At 73.8% G+C, this 22292-nt stretch carries 22 protein-coding genes, 1 pseudogene and 1 riboswitch; of the genes and pseudogenes, 11 read left to right on the top strand and 12 right to left on the bottom strand.

The window, feature by feature from the left end; translation table 11 throughout:
• Positions 1–201 precede the first annotated feature (201 nt).
• Genes bioD through bioB form a run of 3 tightly spaced genes read right to left on the bottom strand, consistent with a single transcriptional unit; the run spans position 202 to position 3435 of the window.
• The gene (bioD, locus tag AC3ET3_RS16980) at positions 202–921 is read right to left on the bottom strand and encodes a dethiobiotin synthase (RefSeq protein WP_432136900.1); all 720 of its coding nucleotides are present in this window, start codon (positions 919–921) and stop codon (positions 202–204) included.
• Positions 909–2219 (bottom strand): adenosylmethionine--8-amino-7-oxononanoate transaminase, encoded by a 1311-nt coding sequence (locus AC3ET3_RS16975; protein WP_432136901.1) that lies wholly within the window; start codon positions 2217–2219, stop codon positions 909–911. The genes bioD and AC3ET3_RS16975 overlap by 13 nt, the downstream gene beginning before the upstream one ends.
• A complete protein-coding gene (bioB, locus tag AC3ET3_RS16970) occupies positions 2212–3435 on the bottom strand; it encodes a biotin synthase BioB (RefSeq protein ID WP_432136902.1) in 1224 nt (407 codons plus the stop codon). Before bioB ends, AC3ET3_RS16975 begins: the two co-directional genes overlap by 8 nt.
• A gap of 148 nt (positions 3436–3583) precedes the next feature.
• Here bioB and AC3ET3_RS16965 point away from each other — a divergent pair, with 148 nt between their 5' ends.
• Positions 3584–4714: an 8-amino-7-oxononanoate synthase gene (locus AC3ET3_RS16965; protein ID WP_432136903.1), complete on the top strand. Its 1131-nt coding sequence runs from the start codon at positions 3584–3586 to the stop codon at positions 4712–4714.
• Between the two features lie 54 nt (positions 4715–4768).
• On the opposite strand, the gene AC3ET3_RS16960 is transcribed toward AC3ET3_RS16965, so the two are convergent.
• Positions 4769–4993, bottom strand: a complete 225-nt coding sequence (locus AC3ET3_RS16960) for a DUF397 domain-containing protein (protein ID WP_432136904.1) — start codon at positions 4991–4993, stop codon at positions 4769–4771.
• 13 nt (positions 4994–5006) lie between these two features.
• Positions 5007–5873: a helix-turn-helix domain-containing protein gene (locus AC3ET3_RS16955; RefSeq protein ID WP_432136905.1), complete on the bottom strand. Its 867-nt coding sequence runs from the start codon at positions 5871–5873 to the stop codon at positions 5007–5009.
• Between the two features lie 212 nt (positions 5874–6085).
• Between AC3ET3_RS16955 and AC3ET3_RS16950 the strand changes: the two genes are divergently transcribed.
• A complete protein-coding gene (locus AC3ET3_RS16950; RefSeq protein ID WP_432136906.1) occupies positions 6086–6562 on the top strand; it encodes an ATP-binding protein in 477 nt (158 codons plus the stop codon).
• Between the two features lie 155 nt (positions 6563–6717).
• On the opposite strand, the gene AC3ET3_RS16945 is transcribed toward AC3ET3_RS16950, so the two are convergent.
• From AC3ET3_RS16945 to AC3ET3_RS16935, 3 genes are all read right to left on the bottom strand, one after another.
• Positions 6718–7191 (bottom strand): C40 family peptidase, encoded by a 474-nt coding sequence (locus AC3ET3_RS16945; protein WP_432136907.1) that lies wholly within the window; start codon positions 7189–7191, stop codon positions 6718–6720.
• A 3-nt stretch (positions 7192–7194) separates the two neighbouring features.
• A riboswitch (cyclic di-AMP (ydaO/yuaA leader) is annotated at positions 7195–7314 on the bottom strand.
• A 442-nt stretch (positions 7315–7756) separates the two neighbouring features.
• Positions 7757–8065 carry a hypothetical protein gene (locus tag AC3ET3_RS16940; protein ID WP_432136908.1) on the bottom strand — a complete coding sequence of 103 codons (309 nt, stop codon included), beginning with the start codon at positions 8063–8065 and terminating at the stop codon, positions 7757–7759.
• Positions 8066–8073: 8 nt separating this feature from the next.
• Entirely contained in the window at positions 8074–8709 is a 636-nt protein-coding gene (locus AC3ET3_RS16935) for an ATP-dependent Clp protease proteolytic subunit (RefSeq protein WP_435612422.1), read from the bottom strand.
• Between the two features lie 63 nt (positions 8710–8772).
• Here AC3ET3_RS16935 and AC3ET3_RS16930 point away from each other — a divergent pair, with 63 nt between their 5' ends.
• Complete coding sequence (locus AC3ET3_RS16930) at positions 8773–9051, top strand: type II toxin-antitoxin system Phd/YefM family antitoxin (protein WP_435612421.1); 279 nt, start codon at positions 8773–8775, stop codon at positions 9049–9051.
• 77 nt (positions 9052–9128) lie between these two features.
• Here AC3ET3_RS16930 and AC3ET3_RS16925 read toward each other — a convergent pair whose 3' ends face one another.
• On the bottom strand, positions 9129–10187 hold the full coding sequence (locus AC3ET3_RS16925; protein WP_435612420.1) for an ABC transporter permease: 1059 nt from the start codon (positions 10185–10187) through the stop codon (positions 9129–9131).
• A gap of 102 nt (positions 10188–10289) precedes the next feature.
• On the opposite strand from AC3ET3_RS16925, the gene AC3ET3_RS16920 reads away from it, so the two are divergent.
• The 8 genes and pseudogenes from AC3ET3_RS16920 to AC3ET3_RS16885 all read left to right on the top strand — a co-directional run bounded on the left by AC3ET3_RS16920 (position 10290) and on the right by AC3ET3_RS16885 (position 17519).
• Positions 10290–10919, top strand: coding sequence for a TetR/AcrR family transcriptional regulator (locus AC3ET3_RS16920; protein ID WP_432157116.1), 630 nt, complete (start codon positions 10290–10292; stop codon positions 10917–10919).
• 153 nt (positions 10920–11072) lie between these two features.
• Entirely contained in the window at positions 11073–11375 is a 303-nt protein-coding gene (locus AC3ET3_RS16915) for an urease subunit gamma (RefSeq protein WP_432136913.1), read from the top strand.
• Between the two features lie 9 nt (positions 11376–11384).
• Positions 11385–11690 (top strand): annotated as a pseudogene (locus AC3ET3_RS16910) (urease subunit beta); the annotation flags it as partial.
• Positions 11691–11802: 112 nt separating this feature from the next.
• On the top strand, positions 11803–13524 hold the full coding sequence (locus AC3ET3_RS16905) for an urease subunit alpha (protein WP_435612419.1): 1722 nt from the start codon (positions 11803–11805) through the stop codon (positions 13522–13524).
• 11 nt (positions 13525–13535) lie between these two features.
• Positions 13536–14210, top strand: coding sequence for an urease accessory protein UreF (locus tag AC3ET3_RS16900; RefSeq protein WP_432136915.1), 675 nt, complete (start codon positions 13536–13538; stop codon positions 14208–14210).
• A 127-nt stretch (positions 14211–14337) separates the two neighbouring features.
• A complete protein-coding gene (ureG, locus tag AC3ET3_RS16895) occupies positions 14338–15015 on the top strand; it encodes an urease accessory protein UreG (RefSeq protein ID WP_432136916.1) in 678 nt (225 codons plus the stop codon).
• Entirely contained in the window at positions 15003–15791 is a 789-nt protein-coding gene (locus AC3ET3_RS16890; RefSeq protein ID WP_432159130.1) for an urease accessory protein UreD, read from the top strand. The genes ureG and AC3ET3_RS16890 overlap by 13 nt, the downstream gene beginning before the upstream one ends.
• A 129-nt stretch (positions 15792–15920) precedes the next feature.
• Positions 15921–17519, top strand: coding sequence for an alpha/beta hydrolase (locus AC3ET3_RS16885; RefSeq protein ID WP_432136918.1), 1599 nt, complete (start codon positions 15921–15923; stop codon positions 17517–17519).
• Positions 17520–17573: 54 nt separating this feature from the next.
• Here the strand turns inward: AC3ET3_RS16885 and AC3ET3_RS16880 are convergent, their stop codons facing one another.
• The 3 genes from AC3ET3_RS16880 to AC3ET3_RS16870 form a co-directional block, all read right to left on the bottom strand.
• Positions 17574–18296, bottom strand: coding sequence for a lysophospholipid acyltransferase family protein (locus AC3ET3_RS16880; protein WP_432136919.1), 723 nt, complete (start codon positions 18294–18296; stop codon positions 17574–17576).
• Between the two features lie 114 nt (positions 18297–18410).
• Positions 18411–19652 (bottom strand): PP2C family protein-serine/threonine phosphatase, encoded by a 1242-nt coding sequence (locus AC3ET3_RS16875; RefSeq protein WP_432136920.1) that lies wholly within the window; start codon positions 19650–19652, stop codon positions 18411–18413.
• 59 nt (positions 19653–19711) lie between these two features.
• Complete coding sequence (locus tag AC3ET3_RS16870) at positions 19712–22174, bottom strand: SpoIIE family protein phosphatase (RefSeq protein WP_435612418.1); 2463 nt, start codon at positions 22172–22174, stop codon at positions 19712–19714.
• Positions 22175–22292 lie beyond the last annotated feature (118 nt).

Raw genomic sequence — 22292 nt, 5'->3', positions numbered from 1 at the left:
TCGGCGCTCCCGGGCACCGTCCCGTACGCCGGCTCGCAACCGGAGCGAGCCGGGCCGACCACCCCGAGCGCCGACACCCGCGGATGCGGGGCCCGTCCGCCGGCGTCGCTCACGGCCTGCCCGCTGCCGACCGGCGGTCGAACGGTGGTCCGTCGCAGTCGCCGTCGCCGCCCGCTTCCCTGCGGTCGAACGGTGGTGGGGCTACGCGGTGGCCGCGCGTTCCCGGAACTCCTGGGCGCCCCAGGTGCCGTCCAGCCGCGGGGCCAGCCAGCCCGGGGCCGCCGCGCGGAAGCCGGCGGGGGGCAGGCTGCCGGCGCCCGCCGGAAGGGCGCCGAGCAGGGGGGCACCGGAGACCTCCGGCAGGTCGGTGACGTTGCACCGCATCGCCAGGTCCGGCGCGTCGGGCCAGCTGCCGATCACCACGCCCAGCAGTTCCAGACCCCGCAGGCGCAGCTCACGGGCCGTCAGCTCGGTGGTGTTCAGCGTGCCCAGCCCGGCGGCGGCGACGACCAGCACCGGCGCCCGCAGCAGCCGCGCCGCGTCGGCCAGCGTGCCGCCCGCCTCGTCGAACCGGACGAGCAGCCCGCCCGCGCCCTCCACCAGCACCAGGTCGTGCTCGGCAGCCAGCTTCTGGGCGGCCTCGGCCACCTCGGCCGGCCGCACCGGCGCCAGCCCCGCCCGCCGCGCCGCCGTCGCGGGCGCCAAGGGCTCGGGATACCGGGCGAGTTCGGCCGTGGTCACCGGTCCGGCGAGCCGCGCGACCTCGTCGGCGTCGCCGCGCTCGTCCGGTCGTACGCCGGTCTGCGCCGCCTTCAGCACGGCGACCGAGCGGCCCGCGCCGAGCGCCGCCGCCGCGACGGCCGCCGTGGTGACGGTCTTGCCGACCTCCGTACCGGTTCCCGTGACGATCAGGATCGGCATGCTCGGTCTCCTCCCGCCGCAGGCTCGGCCGCCGCGGCGCACACCGCGCGGGCGATCCGCGCCAGGTCCGCGTCCCCGGTGACGTACGGCGGCATCGTGTAGATCAGATCACGGAACGGCCGCAGCCAGACGCCCTCGCGGACCGCGGCCCGCGTCGCCGCCACCATGTCGACGGGATGGTCGAGCTGGACCACTCCGATCGCCCCGAGGACCCGGACGTCGCGGACGTTCGGCAGTGCGGCCGCCGGCGCGAGCCCCGCGCGCAGTCCCGCCTCGATCCGCTTGACCTCCGCCCGCCAGTCCTGCCCGAGCAGCAGTTCGATCGACGCGCAGGCGACGGCCGCCGCCAGCGGGTTGCCCATGAACGTCGGCCCGTGGGCGAGGACCGGTACCTCGCCCCGCGAGATCCCGTCGGCCACCCGCGCCGTGCACAGCGTGGCCGCCAGCGTCAGATAGCCGCCGGTCAGCGCCTTGCCCACGCACATCACGTCCGGGGTCACGGCCGCGTGCTCCGCCGCGAAGAGCGCGCCGGTGCGCCCGAACCCGGTGGCGATCTCGTCGAACACCAGCAGCACACCGTGCGCGTCGCACGCCTCGCGCAGCACCCGCAGATACGCGGGGGAGTGGAACCGCATCCCGCCCGCGCCCTGCACCACCGGCTCGACGATCACGGCCGCCAGTTCACCGGCGTGCCGCTCGACCGCCGAGCGCAACCGCTCCGCGTACGACTCCTCGTACTCGGCCGGCGGCGCGTCCACGAACACCTGCCGGGGCAGCACCCCGGTCCACAGCTCGTGCATCCCGCCCTCGGGGTCGCACACGGACATCGGCTGCCAGGTGTCCCCGTGGTAGCCGCCCCGCCAGGTCATCAGCCGCCGCTTCTCCGGACGGCCCAGCGAGCGCCAGTACTGCAGGCACATCTTGACCGCGACCTCGACCGACACCGAACCCGAGTCGGCGAGGAACACGTGCTCCAGCCCGTCCGGCGACATGTCGACGAGAAGCTTCGCCAGCCGGACGGCGGGCTCGTGGGTGAGCCCGCCGAACATGACGTGGCTCATCCGGCCCAGCTGCTCGCGCGCGGCCTCGTTGAGCACCGGGTGGTTGTAGCCGTGGATCGCCGACCACCAGGACGACATCCCGTCGACCAGTTCCCCGGACCCGTCCGCCGGACGCAGCCGCACCCCGCTCGCCGACTCGACGACGAGCGGCTCGGTGCGGCCGGGCATCGGGCCGTACGGGTGCCAGACGTGCCGCCGGTCCAGCTCCAGCAGCTCGCGCACGCTCAGGTCAGGCATTGGGCGCGAGGTCCGTCCCGGCACCCCTGCGGCGTACGGCGACCAGGTCGGGGCGCGGCTCGTGAGCGGCCGCCGGCGCCTCGGCCGCCGTACCGCAGACACCGCCGCCCTCGTGCGACCCGCAGCCCGTGCCGGCCTGCGACCCGCACCCGGCGCTCTCGTGAGAGCCGCATCCCGCGCTCTCGTGGGAGCCGCAGCCCCCGCCGGCCGTCGCCCGGTGCTCCGGCAGGGTCACCTGGTCGGCGCCCTCCACCTCGAAACCGGCGTCCGCGATCATCTCCAGGTCGGCCTTGCCGGCCTGGCCCTCGCTGGTGAGGTAGTCACCGAGGAAGATCGAGTTGGCCAGGTGCAGGGCGAGCGGCTGCAGGGTCCGCAGGTGCACCTCGCGGCCGCCCGCGATGCGCACCTCCACGTCCGGGCAGACGAACCGGACCATCGCGAGGATGCGCAGGCACCGCTGGGGCGTGAGGTTCCACTCCTTGGCGAGCGGCGTGCCCTCGAAGGGGATGAGGAAGTTCACCGGAACGGAGTCCGGGTCCAGCTCGCGCAGCGAGTAGACCACGTCGACCAGGTCCTCGTCGCTCTCGCCCATGCCGGCGATGAGCCCCGAACAGGCCGACAGGCCGGCCGCGTGCGCCTTGTGCACGGTGTCCACGCGGTCCGCGTAGGTGTGCGTGGTCGTGATGTCCCCGTACGTCTCCTCGGACGTGTTGAGGTTGTGGTTGTAGGCGTCCGCGCCGGCCTCGCGCAGCCGCTCCGCCTGGCCGTCGGAGAGCAGGCCGAGGCAGGCGCACACCTCGACGCCCTCGTTCTGCTCCTTGATCGTCTTGATGGTCTCGGAGACCCGGTCCACGTCCCGGTCCGTCGGCCCGCGCCCGCTCGCCACCAGACAGACCCGCTTGGCACCGCCGGACAGGCCCGCGGCCGCCGCCTCGGAGGCCTGTTCGGGCTTGAGCCAGGTGTACTTCAGGATGTCGGCCTTCGAGCCGAGCCGCTGGGAGCAGTACGAACAGTCCTCGGGGCACAGCCCGGACTTCAGATTGACGAGATAGTTGAGTTTGACCCGTCGCCCGAACCAGTGACGGCGCACCTTTCCGGCCGCGGCCACCACGTCGAGCAGGTCGTCGTCGGACGTGGCCAGGACGGCCAGCGCCTCCTGGCGGGTCGGCAGCTCGCGCCGAAGCCCCTTGTCCACCAGCGTGTTCAGCAGGTCCATAAAACGTGATCCTGTCCTACGCACCCGCCTCCGGCCAAGGTAGGGATCGCACAACACACCCGGTTTGACGTGTGGGTATTGCCACACCCTGGGTGGCGGGCCGGACCGCTAGGGTCTGTGCGCTACCTACAAAAGCCCCGGAGGACCCATGGCGTTCGGCTGGATCGACGAACAGGCGGAGCGGCGCCGCCGCGTCGGACTCGTACGGACCCTGCGCCCCCGCCCCGCCGACTCGCCGCTGCTCGATCTCGCCAGCAACGACTACCTGGGCCTGGCCCGCCACCCCGAGGTCGTGGAGGGCGCCGCCGCGGCGGCCCGGACCTGGGGCGGCGGCGCCACCGGCTCCCGGCTGGTCACCGGCACCACCGAGCTGCACGCCGAGCTGGAGCGCGAGCTGGCCGGGTTCTGCGGCTTCGAGGCGGCCCTGGTCTTCTCCTCCGGGTACGCGGCGAACCTGGCCGCCGTCACCGCGCTGACGACCCCGCGCGGTTCCCTGATCGTCGCCGACGCCGACAACCACGCCTCCCTCATCGACGGTTGCCGGCTGGCCCGCGCCGCCACCGAGGTGGTGCCGCACTCCGACCCGGAGGCGGTGCGCAAGGCGCTGCGCGCCCATGACGGGCCGGCCCTCGTCGTGTCCGACACGGTGTTCTCCGTGGACGGCGACGCCGCCCCGCTGACGGCACTGGCCGCCGCCTGCCGGGAGTACGGCGCCGGACTGGTCGTGGACGACGCCCACGGCCTCGGCGTGCTGGGCGCGGGCGGGCGTGGCGCCCCGCACGCGGCGGGTCTCGCGGGCGCCGACGACCTGGTCGTCACCGTCACCCTGTCCAAGGCGCTGGGCAGTCAGGGGGGCGCGGTGCTCGGCCCGGCACGGGTGATCGCCCATCTGGTGAACACGGCCCGCAGTTTCATCTTCGACACGGGCCTCGCCCCGGCGGCGGCGGGAGCCGCCCTGGCCGCCCTGCGGCTGCTGCGCCGCGAACCGGAACGGGCGGCACGGGTGCGTGCGGTGGCGGGCGAGCTGCACACCCGGCTGACGGCCTCGGGTCTGACGGCGGTCCGTCCGGACGCCGCGGTCGTCTCGGTGCGCGCGCCCTCGCGGGACGAGGCCGTGCGGTGGGCGGCCGACTGCCGTGCGGCCGGTCTGGTCGTGGGCTGCTTCCGTCCTCCCTCCGTGCCCGACGGTGTCTCACGGCTCCGGCTGACCGCGCGGGCGGACCTCACCGAGGCACAACTGGAGCACGCGGTACGGGTGATCGGCGAGACGCGGCCGTGAGCGGGCGGTCCACGCCCGTGTCCCGGCGGGGCGCGGCGGTCGCCGCGGCCGTGGTCAGCGCAGCGCGGCCGTGAAGTCCGTCCAGCTCTCGGGCGAGAAGAGCAGCGCGGGTCCGGACGGGTTCTTCGAGTCGCGTACGGCGAGCCGTCCGGCCCAGGGCCCGGTGGCCGGGCGGGCGGTCTCGACACAGTTGTTGGCTCCCGTGCTGTAGCTGCTGCGCAGCCAGCGCACGTCGGCCGGTCGGGGGGTGGAGGGGACGTGCCGAGGCGATGCGGTCATGGGGGGTGCCTCCTTATGCACCGCCGTCACCTAGTGCGGCGATGAAATCCAGCGAGTCCTCGGGCGAAAGGGCGTGGATCCGAAGGGCGTCGAAGGCCTCGGTGTAGGCCCGGAGGTCTTCTTTCCGCTCCAGATAGAGGCTACTCGTCAAGTGGTCGAGAACAACCACATCCAGATCAGAAGTGCTCGAAAATGAGAAGACAACGAAAGGTCCGGTGACCCCGATGTGCGCCCCGGCGGCGAACGGCAGCACCTGCAGCCGCACTTGGGGCAGGCGCGCGGCGCTCACCAGGCGGCGCAGCTGCTCCGCCATCACCTCGGGGCCGCCGACCTCGCGACGCAGCACCGCCTCGTCGAGTACCGCGGACAGCCGCAGCGGCGGATTCGCCCGCAGGACGTCCTGCCGGGCCAGCCGGACCTCGACCAGCGTGTCCAGGCGGTCCTCGGACACTCCCTCCACCGCGGCCCGGGTCACCGCGCGTGCGTAAGCAGCGGTCTGCAGCAGCCCCGGGACCACGGTGGTCTCCAGCGTGCGCATCGCGGTGGCCTGCGACTCCAGGCTGATGAAGTCCCGGTAGGTGGGCGGCAGCACGCCTCGGTAGGCCTGCCACCAGTGCTCCCGTCCGGCGCCGGCGCCGTCGGCGCCGGCCAGCATCAGCATGAGCCGGCGCAGCTGGGGGTCCGCGACGCCGTAGGTGTCGAGCAGTAACCGGACGTCGGACGGTTTCGCACCGCTCGTCCCGGTCTCGATGCGGCTCACCTTGGACTGGTGCCACCCCGCCAGCCGGGCCGCCTCACCACTGGTGAGACCCGCGCGGGTGCGCAGCGCACGCAGCTCGGCGCCGAGTTTGCGGCGGCGCACCACGGGGCCGTGCTGCATGGAGTACTCCCAACTGCCGACGAACCCCCGGGCAACGCGCTGCCGTGGCAGAGTTCACCGCTTCGGGGGACAGATATATGCATATCTTGGTGGATCGCCCCCGTGACCGGTGCGGCAATGGCAGGCTGACGACGAAGCACCAGTCCGGGACCGTACTCGAACCATCCGCAGCGTGTCGGACTCCGGTCCCGCGGGAAAGGGACGACGTCGCCATGGCAGACCACCTGGAAGCATCCGTCACCCTGCCGAGCGATCCCGGCTCGGTCGCGGCAGCGCGCGCCTTCGCCGTCGGCACCCTGGGGGAGTGGGGGCTGCCGGTGGACGCCGACCTCGCGGACACCATCCGTCTGATCGTCTCCGAACTCGCCACCAACGCCGTACAGCACACCTTCGGGAGATCACCCACCTTCACGGTGGACCTGGTTCTCGAACACGACGAGAACCTGCGGGTGGGTGTCACCGACAGCCACCCGCGCTTCCCCAGACGCCTCCCGGCCGCCGTTCAGCAGGACAACGGCCGCGGCATGGTCATCATCCGCTGCCTCACCGCCGAGTGCGGCGGCAGGCTGCGCGTACGGCCCACCCGCGAGGGCGGCAAGACGGTGTCCGTAGAGGTCCCTTGGGCCGTCCCCGCCGAACAGGTGACCATGGCGGGCCCCCAGGACATGGCGGGCCCCCAGGAGCAGTAGCCCCCGGAATCCTGTCCCGTCTACCGCTGCCCCGGCCGTTCGTGCCCCCGTGCCCCCCGTGTCCCTCATCCGCCGCCCCGCCGGACACGGCCCGCGGGGCGGCGGCGGGCAGGCCCCGGAAGGGTTGTCAGGGAGTCCGCTCCGGGGCCTGGGAATCAGCGGACGCGCCCGTACCAGACACTCCTGGTCCAGAGCTTCTGCAGCTTCACGACGTCCCCCGTCTTCGGCGAGTGCCAGATCTTGTTGTGACCGGCGTAGAGACCGACGTGGTACACGTTCGACCCGGAGTGGAAGAAGACCAGGTCACCGGGTTTGCGGCTGGACGCGGAGACGTGTCGCGTCCGGTTGTACTGCTGGGCCGCCGTCCGCGGCAGGCTCTTGCCGGCCTTCTTGTACGAGTACATCGTCAGCCCGGAGCAGTCGAAGCGGTGGGGGCCGGCGGCGCCGTACCGGTAGGGCGAGCCCTTCTTCGAGGCCGCGATCTGCAGGGCCTTCGTCGCCGGCGTGACGGCCTCCGCGTCGGCGGCGGCACCCGGGACCACGATCGAGCCGCCCACGGCGGCGATGGCGAAGGCCGAGGCCGTACCGGCCCGGACCATGAGGGACGGGACACGATTGAGCGCGGTCATGCGCAACCCTTCGTCAGCCGCCTGTGAAGGATGACCTGTCGGATTCGGGCTGGCGAAGTTGCCCGGCCGCTGACGCGGCTTCACCCCAAGAGTCCCTCGGTCCGGTCATGGCGTGACCGTGCCGGCGACCCGTCGTGCTCGGGTCCTCCACTCCTGCCGAACCATCCTGTCGACCGGTCGTCCGGGCGGCGGCAGGACTCGGCGTCCGCCCGGACCGCCCCGCCGCTTGTGGCGGGGGCTTGTCGTCAGTCAGGGATCTTGGCTGACCGATGTCCGAAAATCCCAACGGAACCGAGGATTTGTGGTGTTACTCACCACTCACCCGTTCGGGTGGACATCCCGATCCGCGACCTGGTGTCAAGAGGCCCATGACCCTGCGGACCAGCGAAGAAATGTCCCGATACGACCCGAAGCTACGCGCGTCGCGCAAGCCGGGGACCCTCGCCGCTGGTCGAAAATTCGGTCCCTCGGTACTCCAACCGTGGGTAACTCCCTTGGGCCGTTTGAATCGCGGTCAGGACACCCGCCGCACCCGGCCGTCGGGCGGCACCCGGTGGCGGGTGGGTCAACTGTCGGAGAGCGGCGGCAGGGCGACGCGCGCCGTGCGGCGGTCGCCGTCCAGCACGCGCAGCGCACGCGCCAGCGTGGGTGCGTGGACCTCGCTCTCTCCGCGCTGGTGCATCAGTTCCAGGGCGTCCCGCAGCGCGATCGCCTTGCCGACCAGGGTCTGGGCCGCTCGCAGCCCGCCGTAGGTGTCACCGGGGCGGGACGGATTGATCCGGCCGATCAGATCGACCACGTCGAGGTAACGGTCGATCAACTCCGCCTCCGCGCGCGTCAGAGCGGGCAGGGGCGGCAGCTCGGGGGGCAGCATCGACCGTCTCACCTCCCGCCGGACCCGGAGAGCGACTCGGTGCGCCCGGCCACGATCCGGTCCGCCAGCCCGTACTCCACCGCCTCCCGCGCGTCGAGCACCCGCTCCCGCTCGATGTCCGCGCTCACCCGTTCCCGGTCGCGCCCGGTGTACCGGGCCAGTAGCTCCACCAGCAGCGCCCGCAGCCGTGTCAACTCCTCGGCCTGGAGGGCCAAATCGCTCGCCTGGCCGGTCACCGGGCCGGACAGCGCCGGCTGGCGCAGCGTCACGCGCGCCCCGGGCAGCACCTGCCGCTTGCCCGGGGCGCCCGCCGCGAGCAGTACCGCGGCGGCGGAACCGGCCCGGCCGAGGCAGGTGGTGGCGACATCGCAGCCCACGTACCGGATGGTGTCGTGGATCGCCGCCATGGCGTCGAGCGAACCGCCCGGCGAGTTGATGTACAGCGCGATGTCCCGGTCGGGCTCCCGGTGCTCCAGATGGAGGAACTGGGCCACCACGTCGTTCGCCGACGTCTCGTCGACCGGTGTGCCGAGCAGCACGATCCGCTCCTCCAGCAGCTTCCCGTACGGATCCGTCGTGCGGTGACCGGGGCCGGTGCGCTCGGTGAACTCGGGCAGAACGTGACGGGCTGACGGCCGGATCATGTGAGCCCCCTCCTTCGGCGTCCGTAAAAAATGTACAGGACGTACATGACGTAAGGTGGGAGCATGGCCTACGAGATCCCAGTGACGCAAGCCCGGGCTGAGCTCGCCGAACTGATCAACCGGGTGGTGTACGGCGGAGAACGGGTCGTCGTGACCCGGCACGGCAAGCCCCTCGTCGCCCTGGTCTCCGCCGCCGACCTGGAACGCCTCGACGCCCTCGACGCCCCCATCACCGACCAGGTGATCAGCTCGGTCTCCGCGGTGCGCGAGGCCGGGGCCGCCGCCCGCGAGCATCGCCGGTTCGGCATCGCGGCGGAACATCCGGGGTCGAACCCGTCCTGACGGACTCGCCGGCCCCGTACCGAGGCCGGCACCCGCCGAGCGGAGGGCGCGCCGGTCCCGCGCGGAGCCGGCCGGGGTCAGCTCGCGGGGGCGAGTTCCCGCTCGACCGCCGGTGCCGGGCTCCCGGCGCGGGAGGTCAGCCGGGTGCCGAGCAGGACCGCCGCGAGGCCCAGCGCGGCCCACCAGGCGAGGGTGATCAGGGGGCCGGTCGCCGCCGCGCCGCCGAAGTAACCCACCGAACGCAGCAGCGAGGCGCTCGCGCCCGGCGGCAGCCACTGGCCGAGGGTGCCCACCGGCTCGGGCAGCAGGTGCGGTGCCGTCGCGGCACCCGAGAACGGGTTGCCGATCAGCATCATCAGGGCGCCGACGAGGGCGATTCCCGCCCGGCCGGCCAGCGCGGCGGCCCCGGCGACCGCACCGGCCACGGCCAGCGTGGCCAGACCGAACGCTCCCGCCTCGGCCCACCAGTTCCCGTCGAGCACCCCGAGCCAGCTGTCGGCGAGGGTGGCGGCGGCCAGTCCGACCAGCCCGGCGGCGCCGGTCAGCGCGACCGCGGCCCGGCCGCCGCGCAGCCCGAGCAGTGTCACCGCCGACCCGGCCGCGAGCCCGGCCATCACCAGCGGCAGCACGCTCGCGGTCAGGGTCGCGCCGCGCGGATCGGCCGCCGGGGCGGCCACCACGTCCTCGGTCCGCAGCGGTGTCCCGCTCGCGGCGGCCTGTTCGCCCACCGCTCGCCGCAGGAGCTGGGCGACGACCGGGCTCGCGGCGGAGGCGGTGAGCAGTTTCGGGCCGTCGGGTGCGGCGACCACGGCGCCGTATACGGTCCGGTCCTCGACGGCCTCGCGGGCGGCGGCCTCGTCGGCGTAGCGGTGGATCCGGAAGGCGCCCTCGTGCCCCTCGCGCAGTCGCTGCTCCAGCGGGGCGGTGGCGGCGGCGGGTCCGGCCAGGCCCAGCGGGAGGTCGTGCGGCGCGGTGCGGGCGGCCGGCCATGCGAAGGCCCACAGGGCCAGCAGTGCCAGGGCCGGGGCGAGCAGGGTGGCGGCGAGCAGCCGGCGGCCGACGGGGGGCGGGGCGGCCTCGGCGGGCTGTGCGGGCTGCGCGGCGCCGGTGGGCGAGGCGGTGCTGCTGGTGGGCATGACTTCCCCCAAAAAAGAAGGATCGTTCGTTTTACAGTTGCCCTCACCGTGCTCCGGTAGCCGCCTCTTGTCAAGAAGGAACGTTCGTTTTAGCTTGGGGGTATGGCTCGCGTATCCCAGCAGCATCTCGACGCCCGGCGTCGGCAGATCCTCGACGCCGCCGCGCTCTGCTTCGCCCGCAACGGCTTCCACGCCACCTCGATGCAGGACGTGCTCAAGGAGGCCGACCTGTCCGCAGGCGCGGTCTACCGCTACTTCAGCGGCAAGGACGAGCTCATCCGCGCCATCGTCACCGAGGTGCTCGACGAAGTGCGGGGCGCCTTCGAGCAGGCCGCCCGGCTGAGCCCCCCGCCGCCCCCGGACGAACTGGTCGGCTCGGTCCTCGGCCGGGCCCTCGGCGCCCGGGCGTCGCTGACCTGCGACGGCGAGCCGGCCTTCCCCCGCCTGGTGGTCCAGGTGTGGGCGGAGACCCTGCGCGACAAGGAACTCGCCGCCACCATGCACGAGGGCTACAGCCGCGTCCACGACGGCTGGATGACGCTGGTCCGGGCCTACCAGGACAGCGGGATGATGCCCGCCGACGTTCCGCCGGAGCACGTCGCGAGCACCATGATCGCCGCCGTGCAGGGGTTCCTCGTCCAGCAGGTCCTCTTCGGCGCGGCACCCGTCGCGGTGCTCCAGGACGGTCTGCGGGGCCTGGCCGGCGTACGGGGGCCGCGCTCCGGCACCTGAACGAGGGACGCGGGTCCCCCGAGGGGACCACAGCTCGGTTTACTTGCCGGAAATGCGCCCCAACTAGCCTGCCCCTCCACGCCACCCGGCACGTTGCCCGGGGCCGCGGCGACCGGGCCCCGTACGGCCCACAGCGAGGATGTGAGGTGGGACGTGCAACTGACCCCGCACGAGCAGGAGCGGCTGCTGATCCATGTGGCGGCCGACGTCGCCGACCGGCGCCGGGCCCGCGGCCTCAGGCTCAACCACCCCGAGGCGGTCGCCCTCATCACCTCCCACCTGCTCGAAGGCGCACGCGACGGCCGTACCGTCGCGGAGCTGATGTCCTCCGGGCGTGAGCTGCTCACCCGGGACGACGTCATGGACGGCGTCCCCGAGATGATCCGCGAGGTGCAGGTCGAGGCGACGTTCCCGGACGGCACCAAGCTCGTCACCGTCCACGACCCGATCGTCTGAGGGAGAGCCATGATTCCCGGCGAGATCCTGTTCGCGGACGGCCCGATCGTCTGCAACGAGGGCCGCGAGGTCACCCGGCTGACCGTTCTCAACGCCGCCGACCGGCCCGTCCAGGTCGGCTCCCACTACCACTTCGCCGAAGCCAACCCCGGCCTTGAGTTCGACCGCACCGCCGCCCGCGGCCGACGGCTGGACGTCCCCGCCGGCACCGCCGTGCGCTTCGAGCCGGGCATCCCCGTCGAGGTGGGACTCGTCCCCCTGGCCGGTGCGCGGATCGTGCCCGGGCTCCGCGGGGAGACCGCGGGCGCCCTCGACGGGGGCGACGCACCCGGGACCGCCGGGCCGCGGAGCACCACCGGCCCGCGCGGGCGCCGCGCCGGCGACAGCGACACCAGCCGCCCGCGCGGCGGGACGGACGGAGCGGCAGGTGCCTGAGATCTCGCGTGCCGCGTACGCCGACCTGTTCGGGCCGACCACCGGAGACCGGATCCGGCTCGCCGACACCGATCTGCTGGTCGAGATCGAGGAGGACCGCTGCGGCGGGCCCGGACTCGCCGGGGACGAGGCGGTGTTCGGCGGCGGCAAGGTCATCCGGGAATCCATGGGCCAGGCGTGCGCCACCCGTGCGGACGGCACCCCCGACACCGTGATCACCGGCGCGGTGATCGTCGACCACTGGGGCGTCGTCAAGGCCGACGTAGGTGTCCGGGACGGCCGGATCACCGGCATCGGCAAGGCCGGCAACCCCGACACCATGGACGGCGTCCACCCCGACCTGGTCATCGGACCCGAGACGGAGGTCGTCGCCGGCAACGGGCGGATCCTGACCGCCGGGGCGATCGACGCGCACGTCCACTTCATCTGCCCGCAGATCGCCGACGAGGCGTTGGCGTCCGGCGTGACCACGCTGGTCGGCGGCGGGACCGGGCCGGCCGAGGGCTCCAAGGCGACGACCGTGACGCCCGGCCCCTGGCACCTCGCCCGGATGATGGCGGCGATGGAGCAGTACCCGCTGAACATCGGCTTCCTCGGCAAGGGCAACACCGTCTCGCACGAGGCGATGCTCTCCCAGATCCGGGGCGGCGCCCTCGGCCTGAAACTGCACGAGGACTGGGGCTCGACGCCGGCCGTCATCGACGCCGCGCTGACGGTGGCCGACCGGACCGGCATCCAGGTCGCCATCCACACGGACACCCTGAACGAGGCCGGGTTCGTCGGCGACACCCTCGCCGCGATCGCCGGCCGCGGGATCCACGCGTACCACACGGAGGGTGCGGGCGGCGGGCACGCGCCCGACATCATGACCGTGGTCTCGGAGCCCAACGTGCTGCCCAGCTCCACCAACCCGACGCGGCCGTACACGGTGAACACCGCCGAGGAACACCTCGACATGCTGATGGTGTGCCACCACCTGAACCCGGCCGTACCCGAGGACCTGGCGTTCGCCGAATCCCGGATCCGGCCCTCCACCATCGGCGCGGAGGACATCCTGCACGACCTCGGCGCCATCTCGATCATCTCGTCCGACTCCCAGGCCATGGGCCGGGTCGGCGAGGTGATCCTGCGGACCTGGCAGACGGCGCACGTGATGAAGCGGCGCCGGGGCGCGCTCCCCGGCGACGGGCGCGCGGACAACCACCGGGTCCGCCGGTACGTCGCCAAGTACACGATCAACCCGGCACTCGCCCAGGGGCTGGCCCGCGAGGTGGGTTCGGTGGAGATCGGGAAGCTCGCCGACCTGGTGCTGTGGGAACCGGCGTTCTTCGGCGTCAAACCGCACCTCGTCCTCAAGGGCGGGCAGATCGCCTACGCGCAGATGGGCGACGCCAACGCCTCCATCCCGACGCCGCAGCCGATCCTGCCCCGCCCGATGTACGGGGCGATCGGGCGGGCACCGGCCGCCAACTCGGTCAACTTCGTGGCCGCGCTCGCGATCGATGACGGGTTGCCGGAGCGGCTGGAGCTGGGCAAGCGATTCGTCGCGATCGACTCGACGCGCGGGGTGACCAAGGCGGACCTCCGGGAGAACGATGCCCGCCCACGCGTCGAGATCGACCCCGACAGCTTCGCCGTGCGCATCGACGGCGAACTGGTCGAGGCCGAACCGGCGGCCGAACTTCCGATGGCCCAGCGCTACTTCCTCTTCTGACGGGGGTCCTCATGACACGGGCCGCACTGCTGGTCCTGGCCGACGGGCGCTTCCCCGCCGGAGGGCACGCGCACTCCGGCGGGGCGGAGGCCGCGGTCGGGGCCGGCCGGATCACCGGCGCGGCGGATCTGGCGGACTTCTGCCGGGGCCGGCTGCACACGACGGGTCTGGTGGCCGCCGCACTCGCCGCCGCGGCGGCGTTCGGCGCCGCACCGGCCGAGTTGGACGCGGCGGCCGACGCCCGGACCCCCTCCCCGGCGCTGCGTGTCGCGGCGCGCAAGCTGGGACGGCAGCTGACCAGGGCCGCCCGGGCGACCTGGCCCTCCGCCGAACTCGACGCGCTGGCACGAGCGTTCCCCAAGGGGGCCCACCAGCCGGTCGTCCTGGGGCTGGCCGCCCGCGCCGCCGGCCTCGGTCCCGAGGACGCGGCGCACTGCGCGGCCTACGAGAGCGTCAGCGGACCGGCGACGGCCGTCGTCCGGCTGCTCGGCCTCGACCCCTTCGACGCGACGGCGGTGCTGGCCCGGCTGGCGCCCGAGACGGACATCGTCGTGGACCGGGCGGTCGCCGCGGGACGGGCGGCGGCCGAGGAGGGCGTGGACGCGCTGCCCGCCGCCTCCGCGCCCGTGCTGGAGATCGGGGCGGAGGCTCACGCGGCCCGGCCGGTCCGGCTGTTCGCGTCGTAGACCGCCACGCGTACCCCGCGGGCCTGCCGCCGTCGCCGCGGCAGGCTCCGCATCCCCCTCGGAAGCCACGGACGGCACAACCCCCTCAGCCGGCCCTGACGGGCCGCCCGACGACTTACGGAGCTCCATGCACCTCGACCACTCACACGACGGCCCCGCCGCCGTCAGCGCCGACGCCCGCCGGCCCGACGGGGCCCGCCGAGCCCTGCGCATCGGGCTCGGCGGGCCCGTGGGTTCCGGGAAGACCGCCACCGTGGCCGCCCTGTGCAGGGCGCTGCGCGCGGAGTTCTCGCTGGCGGTGGTGACCAACGACATCTACACTCGCGAGGACGCCGAGTTCCTCCTGCGGGAGGCCGTGCTGCCGCCCGAGCGGATCGCCGCCGTGGAGACGGGGGCCTGCCCGCACACCGCGATCCGGGACGACATCTCCGCCAACCTGGAGGCCGTGGAGGACCTGGAGGACGCCGTCGGCCCGCTCGACCTGGTGCTGGTGGAATCCGGCGGGGACAACCTGACCGCCACCTTCTCCAAGGGGCTCGTGGACGCGCAGATCTTCGTCATCGACGTGGCCGGCGGGGACGACATCCCCCGCAAGGGCGGCCCCGGCGTCACCACCGCCGACCTGCTGGTGGTGAACAAGACCGACCTCGCTCCCCACGTGGGGTCCGACCTCGGCCGGATGGCCGCCGACGCCGAGGCGCAGCGCGCCGGACTGCCGGTCGTCCTGCAGTCGCTGCGCGGCGAGGCCGGGGTGCGCGACGTCGCCGCCTGGGTGCGGGAGCGGCTCGCCGCGTGGACCGCGTGAGCGCCGCCGGCACGCTCGGCGTCCGTGCCGCCGCGCGCATCGTGGCCCGGGCCGACGGCCGGGGCGGCACGGCCCTGCCGGTGCTCGGCAGCGACGGGCCCCTGGCCCTGCGCCGCGCCCGGGGCACGGACGGCGAGGCGCACGCCGTGCTCGTCGGCGCGATGAGCGGGCCGCTCGGCGGCGACCGGTTCGCCGTGCGGGCGGACGTGGCGGAGCACGCCCGGCTGCGGCTGTCCTCCGCCGCCGCCACGCTGGCCCTCCCCGGCCAGGTGAAGGACCACGCCTGCTACGACGTCCGGATCCGGGTCGCCGACCACGCCCGGCTGCGCTGGCTGCCCGAGCCGCTGATCTCCGCCCGCGGCAGCGACCTGCGGGTCACCACCCGCGTCGACCTCGCCCCCACGGCCGGCCTGGTGCTGCGGGAGGAGCAGGTGCTGGGCCGGACCGGCGAGGAGCCAGGGCGGCTCACCAGCCGGCTCGTCCTGCGGATCGGTGAACGCGCGGTGCTCGACCAGGAACTGGCCTGCGGCCCCGGCGCACCGGGCGGCTGGGACGGGCCCGCCGTACTGGCCGGACATCGCGCCGTGGGCCAAGTGGTCCTCGTATCACCGGAGTTGCACGACCGACCGGTGGCCGCCCGGGTCCTCGGTGACACCGCCGCCCTGCTGCCCCTGGCCGGGCCCGCCGTGCTGGTCACCGCCGTGGCGGCGGACGGACTGCGGCTGCGCCGAGTACTCGACGCCGCCCTGGACGAGGTCCGCGTGGCCATCCGGTGAGCGGTGCGCACCGTACGCTTATCGGATTGGCAAAGAAGCCCCGCGAGACCTGTTGCCCGGGTCCGCACAGCGGCGAGGATCCCCCCTGACCAACTGTCCGCATGTCACCAGGTAGGGGGAGTACCTCAGTTGAGGGAGATACGACCGAACAGACGGACGCGCGCGCTGGGTTCGGCCGGTGTGCTCGTCACCGCGACGCTGCTGGCCGGCGCCGTCGCCGCGCCCACCGCCGGCGCCACCACCGACCGCCACGGCCAGGGCCGGGAGCAGCGCGGCGCGGCGATCGCCGCCGCACGGGCCGCGAAGACCGGGATCGACTGGCAGGACTGCCCGGCCGACTGGGGCCTGGAGAAGCCCATCCAGTGCGGCTGGGTGACCGTGCCGGTCGACTACGCCCACCCCTACGGCAAGCAGATCAAGCTCGCCGTCGACCGCATCGGCAACACCGGCACGCCGCACGAGCGCCAGGGAGCGCTCGTCTACAACCCGGGCGGGCCCGGCGGCTCCGGGCTGTACTTCCCGCGCCGGGTCACCACCGGCAGCGCGGTGTGGGCCAACGTGGCCAAGGCCTACGACTTCGTCGGCTTCGACCCGCGCGGTGTCGGCCACTCCGCGCCCATCTCCTGCGCGGACCCGCAGGAGTTCGTCAAGGCGCCCAAGGCCGACCCGGTCCCGGACGACGAGGCCGACAAGCGGGCCCAGCGCAAGCTGGCCCGCGAGTACGCCGAGGGCTGCCAGGAGCGCAGCGGCGCCATGCTGCCGCACATGACCACCCCGAACACCGCCCGCGACCTGGACGTCATCCGCGCCGCCCTCGGCGAGCGCCGGCTCAACTTCCTCGGCGTCTCCTACGGCACCTACCTCGGCGCCGTCTACGGCACCCTCTTCCCGGGCCATGTGCGCCGCATGGTCGTCGACAGCGTGGTCAACCCGTCCCGCGAGAAGATCTGGTACCAGGCCAACCTGGACCAGGACGTCGCGTTCGAGACCCGCTGGCGGGACTGGCAGGACTGGGTCGCCGCCCACGACGCCACCTACCACCTGGGCACCACCCGGGACGCCGTGCAGGCCAAGTGGCTCGACCTGCGCGCCACCGCCGAAGCGCACCCGCTGGGCGGGGTCGTCGGCCCGGCCGAGCTGATCGGCTTCTTCCAGGCCGCCCCGTACTACGACTCCGCGTGGAAGCGGGTCGCCGCGGCCTTCAGCAAGTACGTCGCCGGTGACCCCCAGCCCCTGATCGACGCCGCCGCCCCCGACCTGTCCGACACCGAGGGCAACATCGCCTCGGAGAACGGCAACGCCGTCTACACGGCCGTCGAGTGCACCGACGCCAAGTGGCCCCGCAACTGGCGGACCTGGGACCGTGACAACACCCGGCTGCACCGCGACCACCCGTTCATGACCTGGGCCAACGCCTGGATGAACCTGCCGTGCGCCACCTGGCCGGTCAAGCAGCGCACCCCGGTGGACGTCAGGACGCGGCACGGGCTCCCGCCGGTGCTCATCGTGCAGTCCGAGCGGGACGCCGCCACCCCCTACGCCGGGGCCGTCGAACTGCACCGGCGCTTCCAGGGCTCCCGCCTGATCACCGAGAAGGGCGCCGGCTCCCACGGCGTCACCGGACTGGTCAACTCCTGCGTCAACAGCAGGGTCGACGCCTACCTGCTGAACGGCACGCTCGACACCGCGGACGTGACCTGCGCCCCGCACGCCACGCCGCAGCCGTAACCGGCCACCACCCAGGGTGGGAGGGGCCCGGCGGCCCCTCCCACCCGCTCCGCCTCAGCGCAGCGGCAGCCGCGGGAACCTGCGCTCCTTCTCCGCTGCCGCCGCCTGCTCCGCCTTCGCGACGGCCGCGTACTGGTCGACGTACTCCTGCTCCGACAGGGTCAGGATGGCGTACATGATCTCGTCGGTGACGGCGCGCAGGACGGCCTTCTCGTTCTCCATGCCGCTGTAGCGGGAGAAGTCGAGCGGCTCGCCGAAGCGGATCGTGATCGGACGCAGCCGCGGGACGACCTTCCCCGGCGGCTGCGCCTCGAAGGTGCCGATCATCGCCACCGGCACGACCGGCACCTGCGCCCTGAGGGCCATCACCGCCACGCCGACCTTGCCCTTGTACAGGCGGCCGTCGTGCGACCGGGTGCCCTCCGGGTAGATGCCGAGCAACTCGCCCTTGCGCAGCACCCCGAGCCCCTCCCGGATGGCCGCCTTGCCGGCCTCCTTGCCGGAGCGGTCGACCGGGATCTGACCGGCGCTGCGGAAGAAGGCCGCGGTCAGCCGCCCCTTGACCCCCGGACCGGAGAAGTACTCGGCCTTGGCGAGGAAGGTGATCCGCCGCTTGAGGACCGCCGGCATCAGGAAGTGGTCGGAGAAGGAGAGGTGGTTGCCCGCCACGATCGCCGCGCCCGACTCCGGCACATGTTCCAAGCCCTCGATGCGGGGCCGGAAGAGCAGCCTCAACAGCGGTCCCAGCACGACGTACTTCAGGAGGTAGTAGAACAACGGGATCCCGCCTCCATTCGCCGAAAGCGCTGTCAGTGTAGGCGCGACGGTCACCGTCCGGAACAGGCCGGACGGCTCCCGCCCGGCCCCGTCCTGCCCACCCCGGCACCGCGTTCACAGCCGTACGATCACCAGCGCCGTGTCGTCCGTGGCGCCGCCCGGAGGGAGCAGTTCCAGCAGGACCGCGTCGGCGAGGGACTCGGGGTCCTTGCCCCGGTGGCGGACCAGGGACTCGGCGAGCCGGGCCAGACCGGTGTCGATGTCCTCGCGGCGCCGCTCCACCAGCCCGTCGGTGTACAGCACGAGCGTGGCCCCCCGGTCGTAGCGCATTCCCGCCTGCGGTCTGGGCATCGGGTCGGGCCGGGCGTCGAGCGGCGGGTCGGTGGCCTGGTCGAGGAGTTCCACCCGGCCGTCATGGTGGACCAGGATCGGCGGGGGATGCCCGGCGCTGCTGTAGCTGATGGTGCGGTGGTCGAAGTCGATGAACGTGGTCACGGCGGTCGCCGACTCGGCGCCGTCCACCACGTTGGCGTACCGGCCCAGGACGTCCAGTGCCTGGGCCGGGCCCGCCGCCACCCGGGAGGCCGCGCTGAGCGCGCTGCGCAACTGGCCCATCACCCCGGCCGCCTCCAGCCCGTGGCCCACCACGTCGCCCACGGACACCCCGATCCGGTCGCCGCCGACCAGGTCCACCACGTCGTACCAGTCGCCGCAGACGTTCAACGCGCCCACCGCGGGCCGGTACCGCACGGCCAGCTGCCGGTACTTCAGCTGCCGGTTGGCCGGCAGCATCGCGCCCTGCAGGGCGAGCGCCACCTCGCGTTCCCGGGCGTGGGCCTGACGCAGCCGCTCGTTGAGCTCCTGCAGTTCACGGGCGCGCGTGTAGAGCTCGGCCTCCAGTACCCGGGCCTGGCTGCCGGTGTGGCCGTTCGCCCGCCCGCGCCGGGCCTTGATCAGCTCGGTGACCTCCTCCACCCGGTGCACGATCAGCGCCACCCGGCCGTCGGGGCCGAGAACGGGCGCGTTGACCGGGCTCCAGTAGCGCTCGGCCCACTCGCCGGGCCGCTGGGGGTCCTCGACGTCGTAGCGCTGCAGGGCCATGGTGTCGCGCTCGCCGGTGTCCACCACCCGCAGCATCGACGCCCGGAGGTCCCGCATCCCGGTGGCGGTCGGGTCGCCCGGGTTGTCGGGGAAGACGTCGAAGATGTAGCGGCCCACCAACTGCTCCCGGGTGCGTCCGGACAGCCGCTGGAAGTCCTCGTTGGCGTCGGCGTACACCAGGCCGGGGGTGAGCAGGGCCACCATGCCGGGCAAAGCCTGGAACACCGTCGCGTAGTCGATCTCCGAGTCGTTCATCGCCGCGCCCCATCTGCCGGTCTTGCGTCATTTTCGCATGATGTGTCGGGGGTGACCTGTCAGAGCTCGGGTCCGGACAGCGACTGCTCGGCCCAGATGATCTTGCCATCGTCCGTGAAGCGGGTGCCCCACCGCTGGGTGAGCTGGGACACCAGCAGCAGTCCGCGCCCGCCCTCGTCGGTGGTACGCGGATGGCGCAGATGCGGCGCGGTGGCACCGCCGTCGTGCACCTCGGTGACCAGCGCCCGGCCCCGGATCAGCCGCACCCGGATCGGCCCCGCGGCGTGCCGGATGGCGTTGGTCATCAGCTCGCTCACCACCAGTTCGGTGGTGAACACCAGCTCCTCCAGACCCCAGTCCGCGAGCCGCCCGGCCGCCGCCCGCCGCGCATCGGCGACCGTCGCCGGATCGGCCGGCACCTCCCACTCGGCGACCTGCCCGGCGCCCAGCCGCAGGGTGCGCGCCATCAGCAGCGCCACGTCGTCGTTCGGCCGGGCCGGGGCCAGGGCGTCGACGACCGCCCGGCAGCGCAGGTGCAGCGAGTCCACCGTGCCCTCCAGCGCCCGGCGCAGCCCGTCCCGGCCGCTGTCCGGCGCCCCCGGCCCGCGCCGCGCCAGCAACCCGTCCGTGTGCAGCGCCAGCGTGCTGCCCTCGGGCAGGCACAGCTCGACCGCCTCGAAGGGCGGGCCGCCCGTGCCCAGCGGCGGACCCTGCGGCAGCTCCACGAAGATCACCGCCCCGCCCGGCGCCACGACCACCGGCGCCGGGTGCCCCGCCGCGGCCATCGCGCACCGCCCGTCCACCGGGTCGTACACCACGTACACACAGCCCGAGCCCACGGCACCCGCGCCCTCGCCCGCCGCCCCCTCGGGGTCGACGCCCTCCTCGCTCGCGGTGCGCGCCACCAGGTCGTCCAGGTGGGCGAGGACCTCGTCCGGCGACAGGTCCAGCGCGGCCAGCGTGCGCACCGCGGTGCGCAGCCGGCCCATGGCCGCCGCGGCCGCGATGCCGTGCCCCGGCACCTCGCCCACCACCAGCGCCACCCGGGCGCCCGACAGCGGGATCAGGTCGTACCAGTCGCCGCCGAGACCGGTCAGCTCGTCGGCCGGGCGGTAGCAGGCCGACACCGTGACCGCGTCCTGCTCCGGCAGCCGGCGGGGGAGCAGACTGCGCTGCAGCAGCAGCGCCGCGTCGCGCTCGCGGGTGTAGCGGCGGGCGTTGTCGACACAGACCGCGGCCCGCGAGACCAGATCCTCGGCGAGCGAGACGTCGCCCGCGTCGAACGGCTCCTTGCGATGCCCCCGGAAGAACGTGGTCAGGCCCAGCGTCACCCCCCGGGAGCGCAACGGAACGATCAGCGCGCTGTGCAGGCCGAGCTCCCGGAAGGTGGCCCGCCGCTCGCCGGGCACCTCGGCCGCCCACTGCGGCGTCGACGGGTCCAGCCGCTCCCGGGACCAGGATCGGCCCGAGGCCAGAGCACGCAGCGGCGGTGAGCCGGGCAGGTACTCCACCGGCCCGCCGGCCGGTACGAACGCCTCCGGAACGCCCTCGTTCACCGACTGGTGCCCCGCGCGCCGCAACGCCACCCCGGCCGCACCGTCGCCCTCCGGCACCGGTGCCGGCTCCACGCCCCGCAGCACCGACTCCAGCAGGTCCACGGTGACGAGGTCGGCGAAGCCCGGCACGACGATGTCGGCCAGCTCCTGCGCGGTGCGCGCGCAGTCCAGGCTGCGGCCGATCGACCGGCCGGCCATGTCGAGCAGGGCCAGCCGCTGCCGGGCACGGTGCCGCTCGGTGATGTCGACGACCGTGTAGTAGACCCCCATCGGGTGGCCGTACTCGTCGTCGAGCCGGGTGAAGGACATCATGTGCGCGGTCTCGCGGTGCGGTGCGGACCGTATACGGCCGACGTGCTCGTACCCGACGACCGGTTCCCCGCTGGCCAGCACCCGCCGCATCCGGCTCTCGATGGCCGAGGCGTCCAGCCCCGGCTGGATGTCCGCCAGCCGGCGGCCCAGCCGCTCGGCCGGAGGGCCGCCGCCGAACCGGGCGAGGGCCGCGTTCGACCACACGAAGCGCAGGTCGGTGTCCACGATGGCGATGCCGATGGGTGAGCCGGCCACCATCTGCTCCAGGACCTGGCGGTCCATGTTCCAGCCGGGTGCCTCGGCCATCTCGTTGAGCAGCACAAGCCAGCGGGAGGGGCCGCGCACTTCGGCGGCGGAGGTGATCCGGGCCATCACCCGCAGCGACCGACCGTCGCGGCACCGGGCGGTGAGCAGCCCGGCCCATCCGCCGTCGGTGCGGCACCGCGCGAGCAACTGCGGCACCCGGGCGGCGTCCTCCCGGCCCAGCAGCCGCTCCAGCCCCGTCCCGACCGCCTCGGCGGCCGGATACGCCAGCAGCCGCCGCGCGCTGCCGGTCCAGCTCGTGACCACGCCCTCCGCGTCGAGCAGCAGGGGTGCGGCGTCGGCCACGTCGAACCAGCGGCGGCCGACGTCATGGTCCTCGTCAACGCCCACGGCCGACCTCTCCGTCGCTGAGAGTGGTCTACCACCTCTTCCTTCCCCCTCACCCTGCCCGCCCGGGGTCCGGTCGGCTACCTGGACGGCGCGGTGAACGCGCCGCCGGTCACCGCCG

The sequence above is a fragment of the Streptomyces sp. bgisy159 genome, from assembly GCF_057707805.1.
The sequence above is the reverse complement of the archived record's forward strand: the minus strand, read 5'-3'. Positions and strand labels throughout refer to the sequence as shown.

Excerpts from the sequence above, each read along its gene's own strand:
- bioD (WP_432136900.1), bottom strand. The coding sequence starts at position 921 with ATGCCGATCCTGATCGTCACGGGAACCGGTACGGAGGTCGGCAAGACC.
- AC3ET3_RS16975 (WP_432136901.1), bottom strand. The coding sequence starts at position 2,219 with ATGCCTGACCTGAGCGTGCGCGAGCTGCTGGAGCTGGACCGGCGGCAC.
- bioB (WP_432136902.1), bottom strand. The coding sequence starts at position 3,435 with ATGGACCTGCTGAACACGCTGGTGGACAAGGGGCTTCGGCGCGAGCTG.
- AC3ET3_RS16965 (WP_432136903.1), top strand. The coding sequence starts at position 3,584 with ATGGCGTTCGGCTGGATCGACGAACAGGCGGAGCGGCGCCGCCGCGTC.
- AC3ET3_RS16960 (WP_432136904.1), bottom strand. The coding sequence starts at position 4,993 with ATGACCGCATCGCCTCGGCACGTCCCCTCCACCCCCCGACCGGCCGAC.
- AC3ET3_RS16955 (WP_432136905.1), bottom strand. The coding sequence starts at position 5,873 with ATGCAGCACGGCCCCGTGGTGCGCCGCCGCAAACTCGGCGCCGAGCTG.
- AC3ET3_RS16950 (WP_432136906.1), top strand. The coding sequence starts at position 6,086 with ATGGCAGACCACCTGGAAGCATCCGTCACCCTGCCGAGCGATCCCGGC.
- AC3ET3_RS16945 (WP_432136907.1), bottom strand. The coding sequence starts at position 7,191 with ATGACCGCGCTCAATCGTGTCCCGTCCCTCATGGTCCGGGCCGGTACG.
- AC3ET3_RS16940 (WP_432136908.1), bottom strand. The coding sequence starts at position 8,065 with ATGCTGCCCCCCGAGCTGCCGCCCCTGCCCGCTCTGACGCGCGCGGAG.
- AC3ET3_RS16935 (WP_435612422.1), bottom strand. The coding sequence starts at position 8,709 with ATGATCCGGCCGTCAGCCCGTCACGTTCTGCCCGAGTTCACCGAGCGC.
- AC3ET3_RS16930 (WP_435612421.1), top strand. The coding sequence starts at position 8,773 with ATGGCCTACGAGATCCCAGTGACGCAAGCCCGGGCTGAGCTCGCCGAA.
- AC3ET3_RS16925 (WP_435612420.1), bottom strand. The coding sequence starts at position 10,187 with ATGCCCACCAGCAGCACCGCCTCGCCCACCGGCGCCGCGCAGCCCGCA.
- AC3ET3_RS16920 (WP_432157116.1), top strand. The coding sequence starts at position 10,290 with ATGGCTCGCGTATCCCAGCAGCATCTCGACGCCCGGCGTCGGCAGATC.
- AC3ET3_RS16900 (WP_432136915.1), top strand. The coding sequence starts at position 13,536 with ATGACACGGGCCGCACTGCTGGTCCTGGCCGACGGGCGCTTCCCCGCC.
- ureG (WP_432136916.1), top strand. The coding sequence starts at position 14,338 with ATGCACCTCGACCACTCACACGACGGCCCCGCCGCCGTCAGCGCCGAC.
- AC3ET3_RS16875 (WP_432136920.1), bottom strand. The coding sequence starts at position 19,652 with ATGAACGACTCGGAGATCGACTACGCGACGGTGTTCCAGGCTTTGCCC.